Origin of the sequence: Caulobacter sp. UC70_42 (assembly GCF_044056025.1) — a bacterium.
Lineage (GTDB): Bacteria > Pseudomonadota > Alphaproteobacteria > Caulobacterales > Caulobacteraceae > Caulobacter.
The window spans coordinates 2,858,992-2,884,405 of record NZ_CP171994.1; the positions used below are offsets into that span (position 1 = coordinate 2,858,992).

Consider the following 25,414-nt stretch of genomic DNA (forward strand, 5'->3'; position numbering starts at 1 on the left):
CGGAAGTCTCTAGAGGCTTGGGGGCAGGGGGCCGTCGCGCTTGCGGCGGCCCCTTCTTCCTTTGAACTACGCGTATGACAGCGTGAGCGAGCCCAGATGAACCGAGTGCTTCTCAACAACATCGATCACGCCGACCTGCGCGTGCTCGCCGGCCACGGCGTCGCCTATGGCGATGCGATCAACCAGACGCTGCTCCTGCCGACAGAGTTCGAGGCGGCGCAGCGCGAATATCCAATCCTGATCCGCAAGGACGCCGCCGGCGCCTACCAGGCCGTGGCGCTGCTGGGCCTGGATCGCGACGAGAACCTGTTCCTCGACGAGACCGGCTGGAACGCCCGTTACATCCCCGCCGTCCAGCGGCGCGGGCCGTTCTCGATCGCCCTGCAACGCGACGAACTGGGCGCCGAGCCGCGGCCGATGATCCATGTCGACCTCGACCATCCGCGCGTCAGCCGGGACGCGGGCGAGCGCCTGTTCCTGCCGGCCGGCGGCGCCGCGCCGTATCTGCAGAGCGTTAACCGCACGCTGAGTCTCATCCACGAGGGCCTGGAAGTGGCCGGCCCGATGTTCGCGGCCTTCGACGAACTGGGCCTGATCGAGCCGATCGACATCGAGATCAAGCTGGACGACCAGACCAGCTACGACGTGCCGGACGTCTTCACCCTGGCGCCCGATCGCCTGGCGGCCGTCGCCGGGACGGACCTGGAGCGGCTGCACCAGTCGGGCCTGCTGCGCGCGGCCTGGGCCATGATCGCCTCCATGGGCAATATCGAGGACCTCATCGCCCGCAAGACCCGCAAGCGCGCCGCTTCCTCTGGATTGGCCTGACGTGCCCGCCCTGACGGCCCGCCGGACGCTGGAGACTAGGGTCGCGACGCCGGCCGAGATCCCGTTCGACGCCGTGTTGGCCGGCCAGACGCCGATGGTGTTCAAGGGCCTGGCGCGGGATTGGCCGTTAGTACGGGCAGGCCTCGAATCCAGCCAAGCGGCGCGCGACTATATCCGCGCTCACGACCAGGGCGGCCGGGTGGTGGGCTATAGCGGTGATCCGTCGATCAATGGCCGGTTCTTCTACGACGAGACCCGGGCGGCCATGAACTTCAAGGCCGAACGCGCGCCGCTGGAGACCTTTCTGCGCCGCCTCGAAGAGGTCGAGGGCCGAAATGACGCCCCGTCGGTCTATGTCGGCTCGACCGATCTCGACGCCTATTTCCCCAGCCTGAAGGCCGCCAACGACCTGGGCCTTGGACCCGAGGTGTTCGGCCCCCCAGCCGCCGATGGCGGGAATGTGGATCGGCAACCGCACGACCGCGGCGGCTCACTACGACATGTCCAACAATATCGCCGTCTGCGCCGTCGGCCGGCGGCGCTTCACGCTGTTCCCGCCGGACCAGGTCGCCAATCTCTACCCCGGCCCGCTGGAGCCGACGCCCGGCGGCCAGGTGGTCAGCCTGGTCGATTTTGACACGCCCGATTTCGAGCAGCATCCGCTTTTCCGCGAGGCGATCGCCAACGCCCAGGTCGCCGAGCTCGAGCCCGGCGACGTCCTCGTCTACCCGGCCTTGTGGTGGCATCAGGTCGAGGCGCTGGAGCCGTTCAACGTGCTGGTGAACTACTGGTGGAACGCTTCGCCGGGTTTCGTCGACACGCCGATGAACACCCTGCTGCACGGCCTTCTGAGCCTGCGCGACCGGCCCGACTTCGAGAAGCAGGGCTGGAAGGTCCTGTTCGACTACTACCTGTTCGGTCCCGCCGATCGCGCCGGGGCGCATTTGCCCGAGGCCGCGCGGGGACCGCTGGGACCGATGGATGACCTGAAAGCCAGGCGGCTGAGAGCATACCTGCTCGACCGCCTGAACCGATAAGACTGAACCGATAAGAAGAACCAAGGGGAGGGCGCGATGACCCAGCAGACGGTCCGCAAGGTGGTGATCGCGGGCGGCGGAACGGCCGGCTGGATGGCGGCGGCCGCGCTGGTCAAGCAGCTCGGGCCGCTGCTCGACATCACCCTGGTCGAGTCCGAGGACATCGGCACGGTCGGGGTGGGCGAGTCGACGATCCCCACGGCCCGCACCTTCAATGCGCTGCTCGATATCGACGAGGCCGCGTTCATGCGCGCCACCCAGGCGACCTTCAAGCTGGGCATCTCGTTCGAGAATTGGGGCGAGGTCGGCGACCGCTACATCCACTCGTTCGGCCAGGTCGGCAAATCCACCTGGATGGGCGGCTTCCATCACTTCTGGATGCAGGCCCGCGAGCAGGGGTTCGGCGGCGACCTCGGCGACTATTGTCTGGAGCTGAAGGCCGCCGAGCAGAACCGGTTCTACACCGGCGAAGAGAGTCCGCTGAACTACGCCTATCACCTGGACGCCGGCCTCTACGGGCGCTTCCTGCGCGGCATGGCCGAGGCCGAGGGCGTGCGCCGGGTCGAGGGCAAGATCGCCTCTGTCCGCCAGCGCGGCGAGGACGGCTTCGTCGAGGCCCTGGTCATGGAGAACGGCGAGGTCGTCGAGGGCGATCTGTTCATCGACTGCACGGGTTTCCGCGGCCTGCTGATCGAACAAACCCTGAAGGCCGGCTTCGAGGACTGGGACCACTGGCTGCCGACCAACAGCGCCCTGGCCGTGCAGACCCGTTCGACCGAGCCCGCCGTTCCCTACACCCGGGCGATCGCCCACGAGGCCGGCTGGCGCTGGAAGATCCCGCTGCAGCATCGGGTCGGCAATGGCCTCGTCTACTGCAGCGACTTCATGTCCGATGACGATGCGCGCGCGAAGTTGATGGGCGAGATCGAGGGCGAGACCCTGATCGAGCCGCGACTGATCCGCTATCGAACAGGCCGTCGCCGCAAGACCTGGGACAAGAACGTCGTGGCGCTGGGTCTGGCCAGCGGCTTCGTCGAGCCGCTGGAGTCGACCTCGATCCACCTGATCATGATCGGCGTGACGCGTCTGATGCAGCTGTTTCCCTTCGCCGGGATCAGCCTGGCGGCCGTCGATCGCTACAACCGCCAGGCCGACGACGAACTGGAGAAGATCCGGGACTTCATCATCCTGCACTACAAGGCGACCGAGCGGACCGACAGCCCGTTCTGGGATCGCGTGCGCGAGATGGGCATCCCCGACAGCCTTGCCCAGCGCATCGAACTCTTCCGCCAGAGCGCCCAGGTCTACCAGGCGCCTGGAGAGCTGTTCCAGGTCGACTCGTGGCTACAGGTGCTGCTGGGCCAGCGGATCCAGCCTCGCGCCTACCATCACATGGGTCGGCTGATGCCGCCTCAGCAGCTGAAGGGCGCGCTGGAGGACCTCAAGCGCAACATCGACGGCATGGTGGCCCGACTGCCGCAGCACCAGGCCTTCCTCGACCGCTACTGCGCGCCTCTGGTGAGCAAGAGCGCCTAGATCGGGAGCGGCGCGAACAGCTTCTGCAGTGTGGCCCCGATCCGCCCCGCGGCCGGGTCGGCGTCGGTCAGGCCCATGGCGGTCAGCTCACCGCCGATGCGACGACCGACGGCCAGCAGAGGGCGGCTGGTGACCTGGGCCTGGGCCAGGTCCTCGATGGCTTCGGCGTAGCGGGCGGCGTTGAGGTTGGCCAACGCCCAGGCGCGGGCGGCTTGGCCGGTCTGGCGGCGCAGGGCCTCATCGGCGACCAGGCGCTCGAGCACGTCGCGCAACTCCTCGATCACGATTCCGCCGTCGATCTTGAAGACCAGGTCGTCGGGTAGCTCGCCGTAGAAGCCGGCGCGGGCGACCACGGTCGGGCGGCCGCTCAGCATGCCTTCGCAGGCCGAGCCCGAGGCGCCTTCCAGCACCGGCTTGCGCAGGGCGATCATGATGTCGGCTTCGTCGAGGCGGCGGTCCAGCGTGTCGTCGTCGACCGCGCCCTCGATGATCAGATTGCCGAACCCGACCTCGGCGGCGGTGACTTCCAGCTTGGCGCGCTCCTCGTCCGAGATCGGACCCACCAGGCGATAGACGCATGCCTTCAGGGTGTCGGAGCCGCCGATGGCGCGGATCACGTCGTCGACGCGCTTGTTGGGGTTCATCACCCCGACCGTGGTGAGCGTCAGTTGGGCCTTGGCTTTGGGAGGCCCAGGAGGCGTCGCGCGGTCGGGGCAGCACAGCGGGGTGACGGCGACCGGACCTTGAACAACCGCCTCCAGCTTGGGCGCGTAGAACTCGGCGTGAGCCAGGGCGGCCTCGCAGCGGCCGGCCAGCCATTCGGTCATCGGCAGGTGCTGGGCGATCTCGCCCATGTCCAGCATCTGGCCCGAGCGAACGGCCACGGCGTGGGGCAGGGCGGCCTCGCCATAGGTCGCGACGATCTCGGCGTCGTGTCGACGATAGTCGAGGCCGTTGTAATGCAGCCAGCCCGAGAACAGGTTGTAGATGTAGAAGTCGTGGAAGATCCCCAGGCACGGCGCGGCGTCCAGGATCGCGAACACGCCCCCGTGGAAGGGATAGTTGTCGCCGATGTTGACGACGACCACGTCGAACTCCGCTCGCAGGCGCGAGAGGTCGTAGGACCGCCAGTGATGCACGCGCAGGGCGGTCGGGTGAAGCGGCTCGGCCGGGTCGTCCCGGTCCTCGCAGCGCAGGATCTCGACCTGGTGGCCGCGCAGGGCCAGGGCCTTGGCGACCTCGGCGCTCACCCGGCCGATCGACGAGCGCAGGACGAAGGGCGTCACCCAGCAGATCTTCATCTAGCGAGCCAGCAGACGCTTTTCGGCGTCGCCGCCGGCGCGTACGAAGGCGATGTTGGCCGAGACCACCTTGGCGGCGGCCTTGGCGTTGGTCGGCTCGGCCGCGCCGGTCGCCTCGTCGATGATGTAGGCCTTGAAGCCGGCGTCGGCGAAGGCCTTGAACCACTGGGCCGGGGTCTGTCCGACGCGCCCCAGGTGCTCGGGACCGAACTCGGCGACGATGGCCAGGTCCTTGTTCTTGGCGATCAGGCCCGACATGCCGGCCAGCACGTCCAGTTCGGCGCCCTCCACGTCGATCTTGACCACGTCCATGCGTTTGGCGGGCGCGACATCGTCCAGGCGCACGACCTCGACCTGGATCTCGCGCGAACCCTCGGTCTCGGGCAGGGCGTAGAGGGAGCTGTGGCCGATGATGTCGCTGACGTGGAAGGTCAGCTGGCCAGCCTGCGCGCCCACGGCCTGGTCGCGGACCTCGACCCAGGACAGGCCGTTGAGGTGGCGCATCTTTTCGAGGTTGGCGCGCGGGATCGCTTCCGGCTCGAAGGCGATGACCTTGCCGGCTGGGCCAGCGGCCCACGCCATGATCAACGTAAGCAGGCCGATATTGGCGCCGACGTCCGCGACCACCATGCCCGGCTGGACCAGGCGGCGCAGCACGTCGCCGGTGCCGGGCTCCAGGCCACGGCTGGTGGCGTTGGCCAGCATGGTCACGAAGGTGGGCAGGGCGGTCGGAGCCAGGATATAGCCGTCGCGCATCCGGATGGCCGTGGACTCCGCGTCGTAATGGATCAGCGGCCGCGCCTTGATCTCCAGTTCGTCGAAGCGCGGGCCGAACAGGCCGGGCAGGCGGGCCAGTTCGCCATAGGCCTGGTCGCCGCGGTTCTGGACGTGGGACAGCTGGGCCGACAGGGTCTGCAGGGTCGCCGTGGCGACCTGCTGCTGTTGCAGCACCAGATGCAGCAGGCTCTGGGTGTGATCCAGGCGCGCCTGGGTCGCGTGCAGGTCGGCGGACAGGACGTTCAGGTGGGCTTGGGCCTGGCGCAGCTCGTGCTCGACGCTGGCCTGCAGATAGCGGCGCGCATAGTTGGCGACCGGCGACAGCACCGGGCCGATCAGGCGGCGCGCGAACCCGAAGCGGCGGCGCGGCGGCGGACCGGCGGGCGGGGAGGGCGAAGCCTCCGGCGTTTCGGCGGCGGGAGCGCGCATGGCGGAACTAATCGCCAGGTCCAGGCGTGCGGGCCTCAAGGCAGTCCTTCCCGAACGCGGCCCCGCGAGAGGCCGTCATTCCTCTGATCTCGCGACATCCGGAGCGGACGCTCCAGGCGTTTCGTCTAGACCAGAATCCCGTCGTGCAGGAAGGACGAATGATCACCGACGAGGCTGATCGAGCTGCCATCGGCGAAGTCGAAGGTCATGCTGCCGAGGTGACCGATCGTGCCGGTGTCATGCAGGACGCGGGAATCGAACATCACGATATCCGCGCCCTTCGCGATGATCTCGACGCTGCCGGTGTGCGCGATGAAGTAGTCGACGAACTGCTTGACCAGGGTCGGCGAGGCGAAGGTCGGGGCGGGATCGCTCGGAGTCGGCTTGGTCTCGGGCAGGCCGGGATCCATCGGCGGCAAATCACCGCCGCCGCCGCTACCACCATTACCGCCGCCGCCGCCGCCGCCGTTCGCCGGAGGCGGATCGGTGATCGTGGTGGGCGGCGTCGGCGTGGACACGGTCTCCGTGGGCTGGGCGATCTGCGGCTGCGCGACGGTATAGTGATCGCCCTTGGCGACTAGGTCCGCCAGGACCTCGGGCAGCTTGCTGACCTCGATCACCGAGATTTTCTGCATGGCCGCGTCGCCAGCGATGCCGCGCACAAGCTGCACGGCCTCGACGGAGGGCAGGCCGCCGGGGTTCAGGCCCAGGCGCACATCGAGCGCCCAGCTACCGTTCTCGTTCGAGGGCAGGGCGTTCAGGGACAGGTCGTGGTGCGCCAAGTCGCTCGCGGCGCTCAGCAGGGCCTCGGCCGCGGCCGAGCTGTCGGCGGATTGCGGCAGGGTCGCCAGGATCGTCACCAGCGACAGCACCGACGACACGGTCTGAGCCGGCGAGTTGTCGACCATCACCGTGGCGTGCGCGCCGGTGGCGAGGGTGAAGTCGTTCGCGACGCTGTGGACCGTGGCGGCGGCCGGACCGAAGTCCAGCGACGCGGCGGCGGCCGAGATCGCCGCGTGGGCGGCCGGATCCAGACTGGTCGGATCGACGCTGTAGTCCGACGCCAGCAGCGCGGCCGCCAGGATCAGGACGGCCTGATTGGCCGGCAGCTGGGCGGTGTCGTAGGTCGGGGTCGGCGTGAACAGCGGCGCGACGCCGCCGGTCAGGCCGGCGTTCGAACTGGACGATAGCAGCGCGGGGCGGCTGTGATGCGATTGGGGCGCGCCGGCGCCGGTCTCGGCCGCGCGGGCCTCGCCGGTCTTGAAGAAGGCGGTGCCGACCACGGCCACCAGCAGGGCGGCGGGGTGGATCGAGATGTTGCCGCCGCTGTCCGCGCGCCGGATCAGCGGATGACGCGCCACCATGTTGCGCACCAGGCTCGAGAAGTCGAAGCCGCGGGCGATCTCTTCATAGGCGGGGCCGGCGATCATGTACTCGCCGTCGATGCGCGCGAAGTGGATCACCACCTCGCCGTCGTCGGAGCGATAGAAGCAGAACCACGGCTCGTTCTCGTCGCTCATGCCGCGATCGGTGCCGACGCGGATGCCGGCGCGGATCAGGGCGCTCTCGACGCGGTAGAACTCGGCCAGCTCCTGCTGGCTCCAGTCGGCCGGTTTCGGCGCGTGGCGCGGCGAGCGCTGAAAGAACGAAAGGACCTGAGCGGCCATGCGGCGGACGTTTCCCCACGCCTAAAACAAGCGCCGGCTCCCGGGCCGGCCGTTCACCCTAACCGAACTACGCTTCGCTGAACAGGATTTCGTAGGTGATCGGATCGTAGAAGCGGAGCAGTTCGCGGACGAAAGTCTTCTCCGGAACCTCAAGCGCCTGAGCCCAGTCCCTGTAACGGTCCGGCGGAATACGCCCTCGACCTGTCTCCAGCTGGGAGATGAAGGTGTAGTAGTCGGCGCCCACCTTGGCCGCGAGCTGGCGCTGCGAGAGGCCTGCGGCCTCGCGTTGCTCCTTCAGCCAGCGGCCGCCTTCGCGGCGGAGATCCTGGACCTCCGTGGCGCTGCGTCGTTGCGGATTGCCATACATTATAAAGCCTCGCGGGTCGTTCGGACCGGGTCGCGCGAGTGCGCGCTCGCCTCTCCGACGAATAAATCACATGCCCATATACCCCTTTCGCAGCGGGGGTACAAGGAACGCTATATAGGAATTTGCTGTACCGGTTAGAAAAATGCTGTACAGCTGAATTTCGGCTATTGTCGACGTATGACGTTTGCTCTATAGCCATCGCTGCTCCCATGCGCGCCATTAGGTCGCACGGGGGTGTGGGATTTTTTTCGGGAGACAAGCCACATGGCTTATACGACGCAGCAGTTGGTGGACGCTTACACCAACGCCAACCTCGGCAAGACGCCGGACGCCGCCACCACCCTGGCGATCGACGCTTACGCCTCGGGCACGACCACGGGCGCCTACAGCGACCCGCAAGCTCTGGCCAACACCCTGAAGCTGGTGGGCAACACGACCGCCGTCGCGATCGAAACCTATCAGTTCTTCACCAACCACGCGCCGTCGGCTGCTGGTCTGTCGTACCTGGTCAACTCCACCACGAACGCCAACGACCTGAACGACGCTTACTACGCGAAGTTCTCGGCGGAAAACCGCTTCATCAACTTCTCGATCAACCTCGCCACGGGCGCGGGTGAGGGCGCCGCCGCTTTCGCCGCTTCGTACGGCTCGGTTTCGTACGCCCAGACCGTCGCCACCGCCTATGACAAGATCATCGGCAACTCGGTCGCCACCGCCGCCGGCGTCGACGTGGCCGCTTCGGTCGCGTTCTTCAGCCGCGCTGAAAACATCACCTACCTCACGAACTTCGTGAAGGCGAACACCACCCTGACCGCGGCCGCCGACATCGACCTGGCCGTCAAGGCCGCGCTGATCGGTGAAATCCTGAACGCCGCCTTCCAATCGGGCCTGGGTGGCTATGCCGGTTCGACCAATGCGATGATCGCCGACCTGTCGGACGGCTCGCTGTCGACCGACGCCGCCGCTGGCGTGAACATCCTGACGGCTTATCCGTCGGCCGGCGCCGTGGGCACCACCTACACGCTGAAGACCGGCCAGGACGTCTACACGGGCACCAATGCCAACGACACGTTCAACGCCCTGTCGATCGACGCCGACGGCGCCCTCGCCAGCACGCTGACCTCGTTCGACGCCATCGACGGCGCCGGCGGCGTTGACACCCTGAACATCTACACCACGGCTGCTCAGAACAACACTCTGCCGAGCAACCTGACGGTGAAGAATGTCGAGATCGTCAACCTGAACAGCGACGCCAACGGCAGCAACGCGAACCTGACCGACGTTTCGACCTACCAAGGCATCCAAGAGCTGTGGCAAGTCTCCGGTAAGGCCGCCGTCACCACCGCTTCGAACGTGACCAACCTGGCCACGGGCGTCACCGCTGGCTTCAAGGGCTACACGGGCGGCGCTACCGTCAGCACCAACTCGACGGCGACCTCGGCCAAAATCGCGCTCTCGAACCAAGCCGAAAGCGCGACCTTCGTCGTGGACGGCTCGGCCAACAAGGCCCTGACCAGCGTGACGCTGGGCGGCACGGTCGCTGACACCAACGGTGACGGTGACGTGAACACCAACCTGACCTTCAAGGTCGGCAAGGAAGTCACCACCGCTTCGGTCAACTCGTCGATCGCGACCACCGTCACCATCGACGACTCGGCCAGCGCCGCCGCCACCAAGGTTCACGTTGTCGACCTGTCGGGCAGCACCGGCGCCATCACCTTCGTCGGTGACGGCGATGTGACCACCATCACGGGCGGCGCCGCTGGCGATGTCCTGACGATCGCCACCGCGACCGTGAAGGACAACACGGCGACTGCGGCCGACGAGACCGTCACCGGCACCCTGAACTCGGGCGCTGGCGATGACGAGATCACCGTCAACACCACCGGCACGGGCGTGACCCTGGTCAACACCGGCGCTGGCGACGACACCGTCAACGTCACCGCTCGCGGCACGACGCTGAAGGTCGATCTGGGCGATGGTTCGGACACCTTCACCGCCAGCGTTGCGATCACCGCCGCCGACACGATCGATGCCGGCGCCGGCGTCGACACCCTGTCGCTGGAGCTGGTCGGGTCGGCCAACGTCATCGCGTTCAAGAACTTCGACGTGTTCGACGTCAACGGTCTCTCCCATGACCTGGACCTCGACATCCTCAGCACCAACAACACGGTCGCTGAAATCGTGGGTTCGGGCGCTCTGAACGCCGGTGACTTTACCCTGTCGAATGTCGGCGCGGGCGTGAGCTTCCGCGCCACGGGCGACATGGGCGTCGCCGACGTTCTGTCGCTGACCCAAAAGACCGCTGGCGCGCTGACGGTCACCCTGGATGCCGACCAGACCGGCACCGACACCGGTGCTGACGACGTGGCCGCGATGGCCGTGACCGCCACCAACGCCACTTCGGTCTCGGCCGTGTTCGATACCTCGTATCTGAACAAGGCTGGCGCCAAGGCCGGTGAAACCGCGGCCACCGACAACGTGTCGACGATCGCTCTGACGACGGCTGCGGCGACGTCGGTGACGGTCGTTTCGGGCGGCGCTAACGCCCAGAACGTCATCACCATCGACGACGGCGCGACTGCTGCTAGCGACAAGCTGGCGACCATCACGGTCACGGGTGCGAGCCACCTGGATCTGACGGCCACCGGCCTGACCAAGCTGGCCACGATCGATGCTTCGGCCTCGACCGGCGGTCTGACGACCTCGCTGGCTGGCGTTATCGACGGCGGCACGATCAAGCTCGGTTCGGGCGTGGACGTGATCACCGCCACGGCCGCCTCGAGCGCGGCGAACAGCGGCGCCAACAATTTCGAAAGCCTGCAAGGCTTCGAAAAGACCCTGGCCGTCTCTGTCAGCACCGCGGCCGGCGACGCCACCGCCAAGGCGGCTGCGATCGCTGACGCCGACAAGATCGTGGTCGATGTTGGCGGCGCCAACGAAGCCGTGGCCAACGCCAACGCTTCGGGTACGGGCGCCACGCTGGCCAATGGCGTGCTGACGTTCACCGGCGCTGGTCCGGCCACGCTCAACGCCGCGATCGCTATCGCCGATGGCTTTGCCGAGACGAAGGGTGAAACGGTGGTGTTCCAATACCTGAACGACACCTACATCTTCTCGCAGGGTGTGACCCACGACAACGGCGCTACTCTCGCTGCCGCTGTTACGGCGGCCGACCTGCTGGTGAAGCTGACCGGTGTGACCAGCGTCACCAACCTGGTTGAAACCGGCACGGACACCTTCTTCATCGTCTAAACCACGATGAGCGCCCGCTTCGGTGGGCGTGACAAAGTCCGACTAGGGAACCGCCCCGGGTAAAACCGGGGCGGTTTTCTTTTGAGTATGCCCGTATAGGCTGAGTACTTGCAGCCGTGCGGCGCTTATGCTCTAGCGGCGGCTGAATGGCTCATTTTCCGCCACAATTTCGTGGTCGAGAGCCAACCTTAGTTGTTACTGTATACGGCCCGTCCTCTCGGCGCGGCGTCTTGAAGGCTCCACATGATCTTCACCCGCTCCGGCGCGAAGCCCACCATTCTCGATCGCGCGGTCGAGGTCATGAAGCCGGCGGTGATCACCGCCATGGTCTTCAGCTTCTTCATCAACATCCTGGCCCTGGTCAGCCCGCTCTACATGCTGCAGGTCTATGACCGCGTGCTGTCCAGCCGCAATGTGGCGACGCTGGTGGTGCTGACGCTGATCTGCGTCTTCCTGTTCATCGTCTACGGCCTGCTCGAGGCGCTCCGCACCCAGGTGCTGGTCCGCGGCGGCCTGAAATTCGACGGCGTGGCCCGCGACCCGATCTTCAGGGCGGTGTTGGACTCGACCCTGACCCGCAAGGGCCAGGGCGGTCAGGCGTTCCGCGACATGGACCAGATCCGCGAGTTCATGGCTGGCGGCCTGATCGCCTTCTGCGACGCGCCCTGGACGCCGGTGTTCATCATCGTCTCGTTCATGCTGCATTGGTACTTCGGCGTGCTGGCCATCATCAGCTGCTTCATCATTTTCGGCCTGGCCGTGATGAACGACCGCAGCACCAAGAACCCGATCCAGATGGCCACCATGGCCTCGATCGCCGCCCAGAACGACGCCGGCTCCACCCTGCGCAACGCCGAGGTGATGAAGGCCATGGGCATGTGGGGCGGCCTGCAGGCGCGCTGGCGCGGCCGTCGCGACGAGCAGGTGGCCTGGCAGGCCGCCGCCAGCGATTCCGGCGGCGCGGTGATGTCGGGCATCAAGGTGTTCCGTCAGGTCGTCCAGACCCTGATCCTGGGCGGCGGCGCCTATCTGGCCATCCAGGGCAAGATCTCTTCGGGTTCGATGATCGCGGGCTCGATCCTGGTCGGCCGCGCCCTGGCGCCGATCGAAGGCGCTGTGGGCCAATGGAAGAACCTGCTGGGCGCGCGCGGCTCCTGGGATCGCCTGCAGGGCATGCTCCGCGAGCTCAAGAGCGACGAAGACCACATGCCGCTGCCCGATCCGCGCGGCGTGCTGTCGGCCGAAGCCGCCTCGATCGTGCCCCCCGGCGCTCAGCAGCCGACCATGCGCCAGGCCAGTTTCCGCATCGACGCCGGCACCTCGGTGGCGATCGTCGGTCCCAGCGCCGCCGGCAAGTCGTCGCTGCTGCGCGGCATCGTCGGCGTCTGGCCGTGCGCGGCGGGCGTCATCCGCCTCGATGGCTACGACATCAAGCAGTGGGATCCCGAGAAGCTGGGCCGTCACATCGGCTATCTGCCGCAGGACATCGAACTGTTCCAGGGCACCGTGGCCCAGAACATCGCCCGCTTCACCGAGTACGAGTCGCAGGAAGTCATCGACGCGGCCACCCTGTCGGGCGTGCACGACATGATCCAGGCCCTGCCGATGGGCTACGACACTCCGATCGGCGAAGGGGGGGCGTCGCTGTCCGGCGGTCAGCGCCAGCGCCTGGCGCTGGCTCGCGCCGTGTTCCGGATGCCGGCCCTGCTGGTGCTGGACGAGCCGAACGCCAGCCTCGACCAGACGGGCGAGCTGGCGCTGATGGAGGCCATGAACCGGCTGAAGGCGGCCAAGCGGACGGTAATCTTCGCCACGCACAAGCTGAACCTGCTGGGTCAGGCCGACTACATCATGGTGATCAACCAGGGCGTGGTCGCCGACTTCGGTCCGCGTGACGCGATGTTGGCCAAGCTGACGGGGCAAGCCCCGCCGCCGAGTCCGCCGCCGTTGGCGCCGGCGCCCGCCCGCGCCAACTGATCCGTCCGTACGTATCCTTATCCAGAGGCCGCCGCCTGGCGCGCCCATAGGCTGAAAACAGAATGAAGCCCCCCAAGATCCAGCGTCCGACGGACAACTACAAGGGCGTGGCCCGTATCGGCTACGCCGTCATCGCCTTCACCTTCGTCGGCCTGCTGGGCTGGGCGGCGTTCGCGCCGCTGGACAGCGCCGTGATCGCCAGCGGCTTCATTTCCGCGGAAGGCAATCGCAAGACCATCCAGCACCTCGAAGGCGGTATGCTCCGCAAGATCCTGGTGCATGAGGGCCAGAAGGTGAAGGCCGGGCAGATCCTGTTCGAGCTCGATCCGACCCAGGCCAACGCCGTCGCGGGCATCACCAAGAACCAGTACGTGGCCTTGAAGGCCATGGAGGCTCGTCTGATCGCCGAGCGGGATCAGCGCCCGAGCATCAGCTTCCCGGCGGATCTGCTCAGCCAGCGCAGCGACCCCGCCGTCGCCCGCGCCCTCTCGGACGAGCAGGTCCAGTTCCAGGAGCGCCGCCAGACGATCCAGGGCCAGACGGACCTGATGAACGCCCAGCGCAGCCAGTACCAGAGCGAGATCGAAGGCATCGATCGCCAGACCCAGGGCCTGAAGGAGCAACTCGGCTTCATCGAGGACGAGCTGGGCGACCTGCGCAAGATCTATGACAAGGGTCTGGTGCCGCGGCCACGCCTGCTGGCCATGGAGCGCGAACAGGCCTCGCTGTCGGGCTCGATCGGCCGTCTGATGGCCGACCGCGCCAAGGCCGTCCAGGGCATGGGCGAGACCCAGCTCAAGATTCGCCAGATCAAGCAGCAGTTCTTCGAGGAAGTCAGCCAGAGCATCAGCGAGACCCGCGTGAAGCTGGCCGAGGTGACCGAGAAGGAGATCGTGGCCTCCGACACCCAGCGTCGGATCAACGTCGTCTCGCCGGTCAGCGGCACGGCCCAGAACCTGCGCTTCTTCACGGAAGGGGCCGTGGTTCGCCCGGCCGAGCCGATGGTCGACATCGCGCCCGACGACGAAGCCTTCGTCATCCAGGCCCACTTCGCGCCCACCGACGTCGACAACGTCCACGCGGGCATGGTCACCGAGGTCCGCCTGCCGGCCTTCCACTCGCGCCGGATCCCGATCCTGAACGGCCAGATCCAGTCGATCTCGCGTGACCGCCTGTCCGATCCGGAAGGCAAGACCACGTATTTCCTCGGCATCATCCGGGTCGACATGAAGCAGCTGCCGAAGGAATTCCGCAGCAAGGTCAGCGCCGGCATGCCGGCCCAGGTGATCGTGCCGACCGGCGAGCGCACCGTGTTGCAATACCTGTTCTCGCCGCTGCGGGACACCCTGCGCACCACCATGCGCGAGGAGTAGGGGCGGGATTTCAACCGCCTGATTTCCCAAGCTTTTTGGAAAGCGGCGTAAGGCCGCTTTCCAATCGTCTCCAATAGTGTAGTCAGACACCTTCATTCTTACTGGAGTCGATAGTGGCGAAGACGGCTTTGATCACCGGCGTGACCGGCCAGGACGGGGCGTATCTCGCCAAGCTGCTTCTGGAGAAGGGCTACACCGTTCACGGCATGCTGCGTCGCTCGGCCTCGGCCGACGTGATCGGCGACCGTCTGCGCTGGATCGGCGTCTATGACGACGTTCGCCTGGAACTGGGCGACCTGCTGGACGCCGGCGGTCTGTCGCGCCTGATGCGCCGCCTACAGCCGGACGAGGTCTACAACCTGGCGGCCCAGAGCTTCGTCGGCGCCTCGTGGGACCAGCCGCACCTGACCGGCTCGGTCACGGGGCTGGGAACCACCAACATGCTCGAAGCCGTGCGCCTGGAGTGCCCGCAGGCCCGCTTCTACCAGGCGTCGTCCTCCGAGATGTACGGCCTGGTGCAGCATCCGGTGCAGTCGGAGAAGACGCCGTTCTTATCCACGCTCGCCCTACGCCGTGGCCAAGCTCTACGCCCACTGGATGACGGTGAACTATCGCGAGAGCTTTGGCCTGCACGCCTCGGCCGGCATCCTGTTCAATCACGAGAGCCCGCTGCGCGGCATTGAGTTCGTGACCCGCAAGGTCACCGACGCGGTGGCGGCCATCAAGCTGGGCCAGCAGAAGACGGTGGAGCTGGGCAACCTCGACGCCAAGCGCGACTGGGGCCACGCCCAGGACTATGTCGAGGCGATGTGGATGATGCTGCAGCAGGAGACGCCGGACGACTATGTGGTCGCCACCGGCAAGACCTGGACCGTGCGCGAGATGTGCGAGGTGGCCTTCGCCACCGTCGGCCTGAACTACCAGGATCACGTCACCATCAATCCGAAGTTCCTGCGCCCCGCGGAGGTCGAGCTGCTGCTGGGCGATCCGACCAAGGCCAAGGAGAAGCTGGGCTGGGAGCCGAAGATCACCATGCAGGCGCTGATCGCCGAAATGGTCGAGGCGGACATCGTCCGTCGGTCGCGGAACTGATGACGACCGGCGTCGTCATCATCGGCGGCGGCGGCCACGCCAAGGTGGTCATCGAGAGCCTGCGGGCGGGCGGCGAGACGGTCGCGGCGATCGTCGACGCCGATCCCACGCCTCGCGCCGTGCTGGGCGTCCCGGTGATCGGCGACGACCTGGCGCTGGCGGATCTGCGCGGCCAGGGGTTTTCGAAGCTGTTCGTGGCGATCGGCGACAACCGCCTGCGCGAGAAGCTGGGTCGCAAGGCCCGCGAGCTCGGCTTCACCCTGGTCAGCGCCATCCACCCCTCGGCCGTGATCTCGCCGACCGCGCGTCTCGGCGAAGGCGTGGCGGTGATGGCTGGCGTGGCGATCAACGCCGACAGCCGGATAGGCGATCTGGCCATCATCAATACGGGCGCGATCGTCGACCACGACTGCGACCTCGGCGCGGCCTGCCACCTGGGTCCCGCCGCGGCCCTGGCCGGCGGCGTGACCATCGGCGAGCGGGCCTTTCTCGGCGTCGGCGCGCGGGCCATACCAGGGGTGACCATCGGGGCCGACACGGTCATCGGCGCCGGCGGCGTCGTGGTGCGGGATCTGCCGGAGTCCGTCGTGGCGGTCGGCGTGCCGGCCCGGATCAAAGGAGAGCGTTCTTGACCAGCCTGCCGCGGATTTCCGTCGCCGCGCCCAGCCTCGACGGCAACGAGCGCGACTATGTCCTGGAGTGCATGGACTCGACGTGGATCTCGTCGGCCGGCCGATTCATCACCGACTTCGAGAAGGCCTTCGCCGACTATTGCGGCGTCAAGCACGCCATCACCTGCAATAACGGCACGACGGCGCTGCACCTGGCCCTGGTGGCCATGGGCATCGGTCCGGGCGATGAAGTGATCATCCCCAGCCTGACCTACATCGCCTCGTGCAACGCCGTGACCTATTGCGGCGGCACCGTCGTGCTGGTCGACAACGACCCGCGCACCTTCAACGTCGATCCCGCGCTGATCGAGGCCAAGATCACGCCGCGCACCAAGGCGATCATGCCCGTGCACCTGTACGGCCAGATGGCCGACATGGGCCCGATCCTGGAGATCGCCCGTAAGCACAAGCTGATGGTCATCGAAGACGCGGCAGAGGCCGTCGGCGCGACCTATAAGGGCAAGATGTCCGGTGCGCTGGGCGATTGCGCGACCTTCAGCTTCTTCGGCAACAAGATCATCACGACCGGCGAAGGCGGGATGATCACGACGAACGACGACGAACTGGCCAAGACCATGCGGCTGTATCGCAGCCAGGGCATGGATCCGAACCGTCGCTACTGGTTCCCGGTCGTCGGCTTCAACTACCGCATGACCAACATCCAGGCCGCCATCGGCCTGGCCCAGCTGGAACGCGTCGACCATCACCTGGCCGCCCGGGAGAAGGTCGTGGCCTGGTACGACGAGAAGCTCTCGCGCCTCGGCAACCGCGTGATCAAGCCGTACGTCGCCGACACTGGCCGGCATGTCTTCTGGATGTACACCGTGCGCCTGGGCGAGGGCCTGTCGACCTCGCGCGACCAGGTGATCAAGGACCTGGACGCGCTGGGCGTCGAGAGCCGTCCGGTCTTCCACCCGATGCACGTCATGCCGCCCTACGCCCATCTGGCGACGGACGACCTGACCCAGGCCGAGGCCTGCGGCGCCGACGGCCTGAACCTGCCGACCCACGCGGGCCTCTCCGAAGCGGACATCGACCGCGTCGTGGCCGCCCTGGACCAGGTGCTGGTCTAGCCGATGCGGATCGTCCTGCTGTCCTCGATCGTGCCGTTCATCAACGGCGGGGCGCGCTTCATCGTCGAGTGGCTTGAGGAGAAGCTGCTTGAGGCCGGCCACGAGGTCGAGCGGTTCTACCTGCCGTTCGTCGACGATCCGAACGAGATCCTGCACCAGATCGCCACCTGGCGGCTCATGGACCTGACACAATGGTGCGACCGGGTGATCTGCTTCCGGCCGCCGGCCTATGTGGTGGACCACCCCAACAAGGTGCTGTGGTTCATCCACCACATCCGCACCTTCTACGACCTGTGGGACACGCCCTATCGCGGCATGCCCGACGACGCCCATCACCGCGCGATCCGCGACAATCTGCGGGCCCTCGACACGCGGGCGATCTCGGAAGCGCGGGCGGTTTTCACCAACTCCCAGGTGGTCGCCGACCGCCTGAAGGCATTCAACGGCCTGGACGCCACGCCGCTGTATCCGCCGATCTACCAGCCCGAGCGCTTCACTCACACCGGCTACGGCGACGAGATCGTCGCCATCTCGCGCCTGGAGCCGCACAAGCGCCAGGCCCTGATGATCGAGGCGATGCAGCACGTGAAGACCGGCGTGAAGCTGCGTCTGGCCGGCACGGCGTCGAGCGCGGAATACGGCCGCCAGCTTGTTCAGATGACCAAGGACCTCGGCGTCCAGGATCGCGTCATTCTCGAGGATCGCTGGATCAGCGAGGACGAGAAGGCCGAAATGCTGAAAGACGCGCTGGCCATCGCCTACCTGCCCAAGGACGAGGACAGCTACGGCTATCCGTCGCTGGAAGGGGCCCACGCCCGCAAGCCGATCATCACGACGACCGACTCCGGGGGCGTTCTGGAGCTGGTCGAGCATGGCCGCAGCGGCCTGATCAGCGCGCCCGATCCGCGCGCCTTGGCCGAGCAGTTCGACCGCCTGCACGCCGACAAGCTGGGCGTCGCCAAGATGGGGGACAGCCTCCCTGAATCGCCTGGCCGAGATGAAGATCGACTGGAGCACCGTCGTGGATCGGCTGACCGCATGAAGGTTCTGGTCGTCAATAACGCCGCGCCGTTCCAGCGCGGCGGCGCCGAGGAGCTAGCCGACCACCTGGTGCGCCGCCTGAACGCCACGCCCGGCGTCCAGTCCGAACTGGTGCGCGTGCCTTTCACCTGGGAGCCCGCCGAGCGTCTGATCGAGGAGATGCTGATCTCCAAGGGGATGCGGCTGTACAATGTCGACCGCGTGATCGGCCTGAAGTTCCCGGCCTATTTGATCCCGCACCCGGACAAGGTGCTGTGGCTGCTGCACCAGTTCCGCCAAGCCTATGACCTGTCCGAAGCGGGCCAGAGCCACCTCGACTTCGACGAGACGGGCAGGGCGGTGAAGGCGGCGATCCGTCAGGCCGACAACGCCTGTTTCGCCGAATGCCGGAAGATCTTCTGCAACTCGCCGGTGACCCAGAATCGCCTGATGAGGTTCAACGGCGTCGGCAGCGAGGTGCTCTACCCGCCGCTGAACGACGGCGAGCTGTTCACCGGCGGCGACTATGGCGACTATATCTTCGCCGGCGGCCGGGTGGCGGCGGGCAAGCGCCAGCATCTGCTGATCGAGGCCCTGGCCCTGCTGCCGAGCGGTCCGCGCCTGATCATCGCCGGCCCGCCGGAGAACCAGGCCTATGCCGACCGTTTGACCAAGCTGGTCGAGGACCTGGACCTGAAGGGCCGCGTCGACCTGCGCTTCGGCTTCCACCCGCGCGCCGATATCGCCCGCTGGGCCAACGGCGCCCTGGCCTGCGCCTATCTGCCCTTCGACGAGGACAGCGTGGGCTATGTGACGATGGAGGCCTTCGCCGCGGGCAAGGCCGTCCTGACCGTCACCGACTCCGGCGGCCTGCTGGAGATCGTCAGCGACGCCACCGGCGCGGTCGCCGAACCGACGCCGCGCGCCCTGGCCGATGCGATGGATCGCATGACGTCGGACAAGGTTCGGGCTAAGTCATTGGGGAGCGCCGCGCGCGATCTCTGGCGCGATAAGAATGTCACATGGGATGAGACGGTCCGCCGTCTTCTTGATTAAGCCACAAATTTTGGGTTGAAGGCCGGGTTACGGCGAGTTTGACCCAAGTCTAGGAAACGCGAGTGCTGTCGAAAGTTCTGTCCGTTCGTTCGTCCTTCATCGCCCTGGCAATCGCCATGGCTGTGAGCGGTCGCGCCGAACTCGCTCACGCCGAGACCCTGGCAGACGCGATCACCGCCGCCTACCAGAGCAATCCGAACATCCAGGCCCAGCGCGCCGCCATGCGCGCCCTGGACGAGAACTACACCCAGGCGCGGGCGGCCTACGGCCTGCAGGCCAGTGCTTCGGTTTCGGAAGGCTATGCCTACGCCCGGGGGCCGCAAACGACCACCACCTTCCCCTCCTACAGAAGGACATCCGAGGAGGCGATCAGCCAGTCGAACGAATTGTCGGTTAGCCAGGCGCTCTACACGAACGGCCGTTACGCCGCGCGTCTTGCCGGGGTCGAGGCCCAGATAAGAGCGTCCCGTGAGAATCTCCGGCGCATCGAGATGGATCTCCTGATCCGGGTGACCAACGCCTACGTGTCGGTGCGCCGGGATCGCGAGGTGCTGCGGATCAGCCAAGGCGGCGAGGCTTTCCTGCGCAAGCAACTGCAGGACACCGAGGACAAATATGGCGTTCGCCAGGTCACCCTCACGGATGTTCAGCAGGCCAAGGCTCGTCTGGCGTCCGCCAGCACGCAGTTGGCCAACGCCCAGGCGCAGCTGAACGTCAGCGTCGCCTCCTATGCATCTCTGGTTGGTCATCTGCCCGCCGATCTCGAGCCCGAGCCGGATATCGACGGTCTGCCCGCCACCTTGGAAGAGGCCTTCAACCAGGCCGAGGAAGCCAATCCGACGCTGAACGCGGCGCTCTTCACCGAGAAGGCCTCCCGTCTGGGCGTGGCCGAGGCGCGAGCCCAGCGTCTGTTCTCTGTCTCGGCGCGCGCTGACTATCGCAACGCGCCTTACCTGCCCTACAGCGCAAAAGACTCGAACCGTTCCAACTCGGTCAATGCGTCGATCACCCTGACCCAGCCGCTGTTTTCGAGCGGCCAACTGAATTCCTCGGTCCGTCAGTCGATCGAAGAGAACAACCGCGACAAGCTGCTGATCGACGACGCGCGCCGCAACACGGTGTTCAGCGTCTCGCAGTATTGGGACAACCTAGTCGCCGCCCGCAAGTCGCTGGTCTCGCTGGAAGCGGAAATGAAGGCCGACACGATCGCCTTCTACGGCGTGCGTGAAGAAGAGCGGTTCGCCCTGCGCAGCACCATCGAGGTGCTGAACGCCCAGGCCGAACTGCAGAACGCCCAGATCAGCTTCGTTCGGGGCCGGGCCAACGAATATGTCGGCCGCGTGCAACTGCTGGCCCAGGTGGGTACGCTGGAGGTCGGCAACCTGGCGCCGGGCGTCCAGTCCTACGATCCCCGAGCGGCACTTCAAGAAGGTCCGCTACAAGGGCATGCTGCCGACGGATCTGATCGTCCAGACCCTGGATCACATCGCCCTGCCGATGGAGCCGAAGAAGCCGCAGGCCGGGGACACCACGCCGATCCGGCCGCCGTCGTCGGATCTGCCCGCCGCCCCCGTGTCCGCCGACAAGGTTGAGCCGCCGCAGTCGATCAACGACCTGCCCGCGCTCAGCGACGAAGCGCCGGTCAAGACCGCACCGAAAAGCTAGGCCAGCGGCAGCAGCTGGCGCGTCATCGCCAGCCACGCGTCACGATCGAACGAGACGTGAGGATTGCGGGCCGTGGCCGCCGCGAGTTCGGCGCGCCACGCGCCGTCCTTGATCATGCGCGCCAGCTTGGCGGCGGCGTCCTTGACATCCGCGTCCGCCCAGTGCCCGGCGCGATAGATCGCGCCGTCGCCCTCGACCGCGATCAGGGTGTAGTCGACCAACTGGCTCGATGCGGGGTCCATGAACTCGACGTTCGACGACCAGCCGGTGGCCAGGGTCGGCTTGCCAAGCCAGATGGCCTCGGCCAGCAGCAGACCGTAACCCTCCGACCGATGCAGCGACAGAACGATGTCGCTGCTGGCGGTCAGGCGCGCCATGTCCTCCGCCGACAGGTTCTCGGTCATCAGCCGGATCGCCGGATCGGCGGCGACCTCGTCCCGTAGCGCCTGGAAGGTCTCTGGATAGAGGTCCGCGCCGACGACCTTGCAGACGAGCAGGGACTTTTCGGTTCTCGCTTTCTGGAACGCTCGCAACGCGGCATAGGGGTTCTTGCGCTGGGCCGTTGAGCGCAGGTCGAAGGCCATCAGCACCACGACCCTGTCGTCCGGTAGGGCGAAGCGCTCGCGGTCCGGCGTCGGGCGCGGGTTCAGGTAGAGCGGGTAGGGGGCCGGCGAGACCTTTACCCGGGCGGGGGGCGATCTTGCGGATGGCGTCAGCGGCGAAGATCGAGGGCGTCCAGACCTCGTCGACCAGATCGAAGGCCGGCGCCCAATCGGCCGGAACATCTTCCAGCTCCCAGGCCCAGTAGCCGATATGGCGACGCCCCTCGAGCGGGCGGCCGCCGGTGTCACGGGCCCAGCGCAGCAGTTCCGGCGGGTTGATGTGCGAGATCACCACGCCGCGCTCCTCGGCCGTCGGCGCGGGGAACATGGCGGGCAAGTCGATCGGGAAACCGACCTCGGCCGACAGATCGATGGCCCGGACTGGCACGCCCCCATCAGCGAAGCCGCGCGCCAGCATCCGGGCGCCTTCGCCCAGACCGTGCACGGCGCCGTGGAAGCCGACGATGGTCACCGGCAGGGTCGCGGGCAGGTTCCGCCGTCGGGCTCGTCGTCGCGCGCGGGTTTGCGCGCAGCGTTCCGCCCAGGCCTCGGCGGCCTCGTCGAAGGCTTTGCTCGCCGACAGATATAGTCCCCGTGGCGCTCCGGCCGTCAGGTGCGCCGCACGACGCACGGGCGCCGGTAGGCGTCGCCAGAGGGAAAGAAGACTGGATTTCATCGACAAGGGTGTTGCAACGTTCGGCGTGGAAGTGAACCTATAACGAGTAGTCGCGTTCGGGACCTACGGGAAAGGCTGCGCCGAGCGGCCAGGGCTCAAAAGCATCTCATCAAACCATCCAGCAGCAGCGCGGGGAACTTGTGTCGACTGAGTGGAATGCCGGCTACGTCACGGACGTGAATTACACCTTCGGCTATTACGGCGAGTTGAATCCGCTGCGTTGCCGTCTTCCGCTGTTGATGATCGGTCGCCACGCGCCGAGGATCGAGAACGCCTGCGAGCTGGGTTTCGGCCAGGGACTTTCGGTGTCGATCCACGCGGCCGCCCAGCCGGGCGTCAACTGGTATGGCACGGACTTCAATCCATCCCAGGCCGCCTTCGCGTCGGAAATGGTCCGCCTCTCGGGCGCCGAGGCCAAGCTCTACGACGAGGCTTTCTCCGAGTTCTGCGGTCGTCAGGACCTTCCGGATTTCGACTTCATCGGCCTGCACGGCATCTGGACCTGGATCTCGGACAGCAATCGCGGCGTGCTGGTCGATTTCATCCGTCGCAAGCTGCGCCCAGGCGGGGTGCTGTACATCTCGTACAACACGCTTCCGGGCTGGTCGGCCTCCGCGCCGCTGCGCCACCTGATGAAGCGCCATGCCGATGTGATGGGCTCGCCCGGGCAAGGGATCATCGCCCAGACCGACGCGGCTCTCGGCTTCATCGACCAGTTCCTGGCGCTGGAGCCGGGCTATGCCAAGGCCAATCCCGGCGCTGTCGAGCGGCTGAAGCAGATCAAGGGGCAGGACAGGAAGTATCTGGCGCACGAGTACATGAACCGGGACTGGAACCCGATGTACTTCGCCGACATCGAGAACTGGCTCAGCGAGGCCAAGGTCGGTTTCGCCAGCTCCGCCAACACGCTGGACAATCTCTACGAACTGAACATGACCCCCGCGCAGACGGAGTTCATGCGCGGCGTCCCGGATATCTCGCTGCGAGAAACGGTGCGCGACTACTGCGTGAACCAGCAGTTCCGCCGCGACTATTGGATCCGCGGGGTACGCGCGCTGGTCGGTCACGAGCAGATAGCGGCGTTGCGCGAGGAGCGTGTCGTTCTGACTGTCGGCAAGGCCGATCTGCCCACGAAGGTGCGCGGCGTCCTGGGTGAAGCGGGATTGCTCGATAACATCTACCAGCCGATTTATGAGCTGTTGCTGGACCACAAGCCGCATACGGTCCTGGAGCTGGAGACACACCTCGCCAGCAAGGGTGTCCCGTTCTCCCAACTGAGCTCGGCCTTGAACATCCTGTTCGGCTTGGGGGTCGTGCAGCCCGCCGCGCCGGCCCAGGACTACAGCAAGGCCAAGGCTCGCTGCTTGGCGTTCAACAAGGCCATAGCGCGTCGCTCGTTGTCGGTGGGCGACATCGTCTACTTCGCTTCGCCCGTCACGGGCGGCGGTGTTCAGGCGCAGCGCTTCAGCCAGCTCTTCTGGCTCGGCAAGCAGAATGGCGGCAAGACGGCGGCGGATTGGGCCGGCTTCGCCTGGTCGGTGCTCAAGGGTCAGAACCAGAACATCATCAAGGACGGCGCGACCCTGCAGGGGACGATAACCTGACGGAGCTGACATCCCAGGCGGAGGCGTGGGGTGAAAAGACCCTGCCGATCTGGACGGCGCTGGGGATCTAGGTCGAACACTTTTGACGATAGCTGGCGCGGGTGTCGCCGGCTTTCCGTCCAAAGACCGCTTCGCCTCCGGAGAGTGATCGCCAAATCCTTAGGTCAATTTGAACGTAATCGGGCGTTTTCGAAATGTAGTTCTGATCCAAGGATGAAGTGCGCTTGGAATGGTAGTGTTTTGAGGTTCAATTTCGGGCTAGACTTGGGGTGCGCAATCCTGCTTTGGAGAACTCTGTAAATTGAAGATCGCCGGGCGCCTTGGGGTTGGGGGCGGGCTTTGCCTCCGATATTTGAGCCGTGCCGCGGGAATTTGAGGGAAGCTCTGCAATAGCGGAAGTTGCAACCCGAAATCACGACGAAATGTCGGATTTCTCGTATCACGCCGGTTGCGAAGCGCGGCCGGTTAAGGTATGTAATAGGGGTCTACCCACAAGACTTCCATTAGCCCCGCCGGAGACCTAGTCACCGGCGGGGCTTATTGCGTCCGAGAGGGCTCTCGGTCTCAGGGGCGCGATAGGAACGCCGTGGCGAACCGGATGTTCCTCCGGCCAAGCTTCTAGATGCGATCTTCCGGCGGCGCGCGGTCCGGAGGGGCCAGATGAGGGCCGTGGACGACGGGCTGGCGCTCCAGGATCTGGCGAACCTTGCGTACGGCCATCGAGGCGCGGCTGCGGCGTTGGCGCCAGAGCAGCAGGCTGATCGCTCCGGCGGTGGCGACCATGAAGGGCGCGGGCCCCAACAGCCACACGGCCGCCGCCAGGGCGAAGTAGTAGGCGCGAACACCGGCGTTGAAGGCCGACAGGGCCGGGTTGAGGATGCCGCCGGCGGCCTCGGCGTATTCGGCCAGCACGGCGGGCGGGGCCCACATCGGCGCGGCGCCGATCGCGGCCAGGCAGTAGTTCATCTGGCGGATCGACCAGATGAAGTCGAGCAGCCCGCGCGCGAGGGCCACCAGCACCAAGCCCAGCTTGATTTGAAACATCATCGGCGAGGTCTTGGCCAGCACGGCCAGGCCCTCCACGCTTTTCCAGGCGCTGTCGCCGCCGAACAGCACCCGGCCGCGGCGGCGATCAGGATCAGGTTCGACGAGGCGAAGAAGCTGGCCGAATTGATCGCATGGCCCAGCAACTGCCCGTCCAGCAGGGCGACCTCGCGCACCGCCATCTCCTGCATCCAGCGGCGGCGGATGACGGTCATGTCGGTATTGAGCACGCCGCCGCCTTCGCCCAGCCGCTTGAGCAGCGGCTCGTACAGCAGCCAGCACGCGGCGAATACGGTCAGGACGATGATGTCGAGCAGCGGCATGACGCCAACCTAACTGGGCGCGGAGAGTCGGAAAACGCCGA

Annotated in this window: 14 protein-coding genes and 6 pseudogenes; 14 read left to right on the plus strand and 6 right to left on the minus strand. The window is 66.5% G+C overall.

Features of this window, described 5'->3' with window-relative positions:
• Positions 1–96: 96 nt before the first annotated feature.
• The 3 genes and pseudogenes from ACHMW8_RS14275 (at position 97) to ACHMW8_RS14285 (ending at position 3,401) form a co-directional block, all read left to right on the plus strand.
• Positions 97–828 (plus strand): SapC family protein, encoded by a 732-nt coding sequence (locus ACHMW8_RS14275; RefSeq protein WP_395442902.1) that lies wholly within the window; start codon positions 97–99, stop codon positions 826–828.
• A 1-nt stretch (position 829) separates the two neighbouring features.
• A pseudogene (locus tag ACHMW8_RS14280) lies at positions 830–1,865 on the plus strand (cupin-like domain-containing protein).
• A gap of 36 nt (positions 1,866–1,901) precedes the next feature.
• Positions 1,902–3,401, plus strand: a complete 1,500-nt coding sequence (locus ACHMW8_RS14285; RefSeq protein ID WP_395442903.1) for a tryptophan halogenase family protein — start codon at positions 1,902–1,904, stop codon at positions 3,399–3,401.
• Here the strand turns inward: ACHMW8_RS14285 and ACHMW8_RS14290 are convergent.
• The 4 genes from ACHMW8_RS14290 to ACHMW8_RS14305 form a co-directional block, all read right to left on the minus strand.
• Positions 3,398–4,702, minus strand: coding sequence for a glycosyltransferase family 4 protein (locus ACHMW8_RS14290; protein WP_395442904.1), 1,305 nt, complete (start codon positions 4,700–4,702; stop codon positions 3,398–3,400). The genes ACHMW8_RS14285 and ACHMW8_RS14290 overlap by 4 nt on opposite strands.
• Positions 4,703–5,947: an FkbM family methyltransferase gene (locus ACHMW8_RS14295; RefSeq protein WP_395442905.1), complete on the minus strand. Its 1,245-nt coding sequence runs from the start codon at positions 5,945–5,947 to the stop codon at positions 4,703–4,705.
• 86 nt (positions 5,948–6,033) lie between these two features.
• Complete coding sequence (locus ACHMW8_RS14300; protein WP_395442906.1) at positions 6,034–7,575, minus strand: hypothetical protein; 1,542 nt, start codon at positions 7,573–7,575, stop codon at positions 6,034–6,036.
• Positions 7,576–7,642: 67 nt separating this feature from the next.
• Positions 7,643–7,942: a helix-turn-helix transcriptional regulator gene (locus ACHMW8_RS14305; RefSeq protein ID WP_125156207.1), complete on the minus strand. Its 300-nt coding sequence runs from the start codon at positions 7,940–7,942 to the stop codon at positions 7,643–7,645.
• A 264-nt stretch (positions 7,943–8,206) separates the two neighbouring features.
• Here ACHMW8_RS14305 and ACHMW8_RS14310 point away from each other — a divergent pair, with 264 nt between their 5' ends.
• The 9 genes and pseudogenes from ACHMW8_RS14310 to ACHMW8_RS14350 all read left to right on the plus strand — a co-directional run bounded on the left by ACHMW8_RS14310 (position 8,207) and on the right by ACHMW8_RS14350 (position 21,124).
• Positions 8,207–11,197 (plus strand): hypothetical protein, encoded by a 2,991-nt coding sequence (locus ACHMW8_RS14310; RefSeq protein ID WP_395442907.1) that lies wholly within the window; start codon positions 8,207–8,209, stop codon positions 11,195–11,197.
• Between the two features lie 246 nt (positions 11,198–11,443).
• Positions 11,444–13,174: a type I secretion system permease/ATPase gene (locus tag ACHMW8_RS14315; RefSeq protein ID WP_395445978.1), complete on the plus strand. Its 1,731-nt coding sequence runs from the start codon at positions 11,444–11,446 to the stop codon at positions 13,172–13,174.
• A 62-nt stretch (positions 13,175–13,236) separates the two neighbouring features.
• Positions 13,237–14,547, plus strand: coding sequence for an HlyD family type I secretion periplasmic adaptor subunit (locus ACHMW8_RS14320; RefSeq protein ID WP_125156209.1), 1,311 nt, complete (start codon positions 13,237–13,239; stop codon positions 14,545–14,547).
• Positions 14,548–14,660: 113 nt separating this feature from the next.
• Positions 14,661–15,639 (plus strand): annotated as a pseudogene (gene gmd / locus ACHMW8_RS14325) (GDP-mannose 4,6-dehydratase).
• Positions 15,639–16,271, plus strand: a complete 633-nt coding sequence (locus tag ACHMW8_RS14330; RefSeq protein WP_395442908.1) for an acetyltransferase — start codon at positions 15,639–15,641, stop codon at positions 16,269–16,271. The pseudogene gmd and the gene ACHMW8_RS14330 overlap by 1 nt, the downstream one beginning before the upstream one ends.
• Complete coding sequence (locus tag ACHMW8_RS14335) at positions 16,268–17,383, plus strand: DegT/DnrJ/EryC1/StrS family aminotransferase (protein WP_395442909.1); 1,116 nt, start codon at positions 16,268–16,270, stop codon at positions 17,381–17,383. The genes ACHMW8_RS14330 and ACHMW8_RS14335 overlap by 4 nt, the downstream gene beginning before the upstream one ends.
• Before the next feature lie 3 nt (positions 17,384–17,386).
• Positions 17,387–18,425, plus strand: a pseudogene (locus tag ACHMW8_RS14340) (glycosyltransferase family 4 protein).
• Positions 18,422–19,459: a glycosyltransferase family 4 protein gene (locus tag ACHMW8_RS14345; protein ID WP_395442910.1), complete on the plus strand. Its 1,038-nt coding sequence runs from the start codon at positions 18,422–18,424 to the stop codon at positions 19,457–19,459. Before ACHMW8_RS14340 ends, ACHMW8_RS14345 begins: the two are co-directional and overlap by 4 nt.
• 116 nt (positions 19,460–19,575) lie before the next feature.
• Positions 19,576–21,124, plus strand: a pseudogene (locus ACHMW8_RS14350) (TolC family protein).
• Here ACHMW8_RS14350 and ACHMW8_RS14355 read toward each other — a convergent pair.
• Positions 21,121–21,909 (minus strand): glycosyltransferase, encoded by a 789-nt coding sequence (locus ACHMW8_RS14355; protein WP_395442911.1) that lies wholly within the window; start codon positions 21,907–21,909, stop codon positions 21,121–21,123. The pseudogene ACHMW8_RS14350 and the gene ACHMW8_RS14355 overlap by 4 nt on opposite strands.
• Positions 21,910–21,937: 28 nt before the next feature.
• Between ACHMW8_RS14355 and ACHMW8_RS14360 the strand changes: the two genes are divergently transcribed.
• Together ACHMW8_RS14360 and ACHMW8_RS14365 are read left to right on the plus strand one after the other, a co-directional pair.
• The gene (locus tag ACHMW8_RS14360; protein WP_395442912.1) at positions 21,938–22,315 is read left to right on the plus strand and encodes a hypothetical protein; all 378 of its coding nucleotides are present in this window, start codon (positions 21,938–21,940) and stop codon (positions 22,313–22,315) included.
• Between the two features lie 227 nt (positions 22,316–22,542).
• A pseudogene (locus tag ACHMW8_RS14365) lies at positions 22,543–24,077 on the plus strand (class I SAM-dependent methyltransferase).
• 547 nt (positions 24,078–24,624) lie between these two features.
• On the opposite strand, the pseudogene ACHMW8_RS14370 reads toward ACHMW8_RS14365, so the two are convergent.
• Positions 24,625–25,373 (minus strand): annotated as a pseudogene (locus ACHMW8_RS14370) (DUF599 domain-containing protein).
• Between the last annotated feature and the right edge of the window lie 41 nt (positions 25,374–25,414).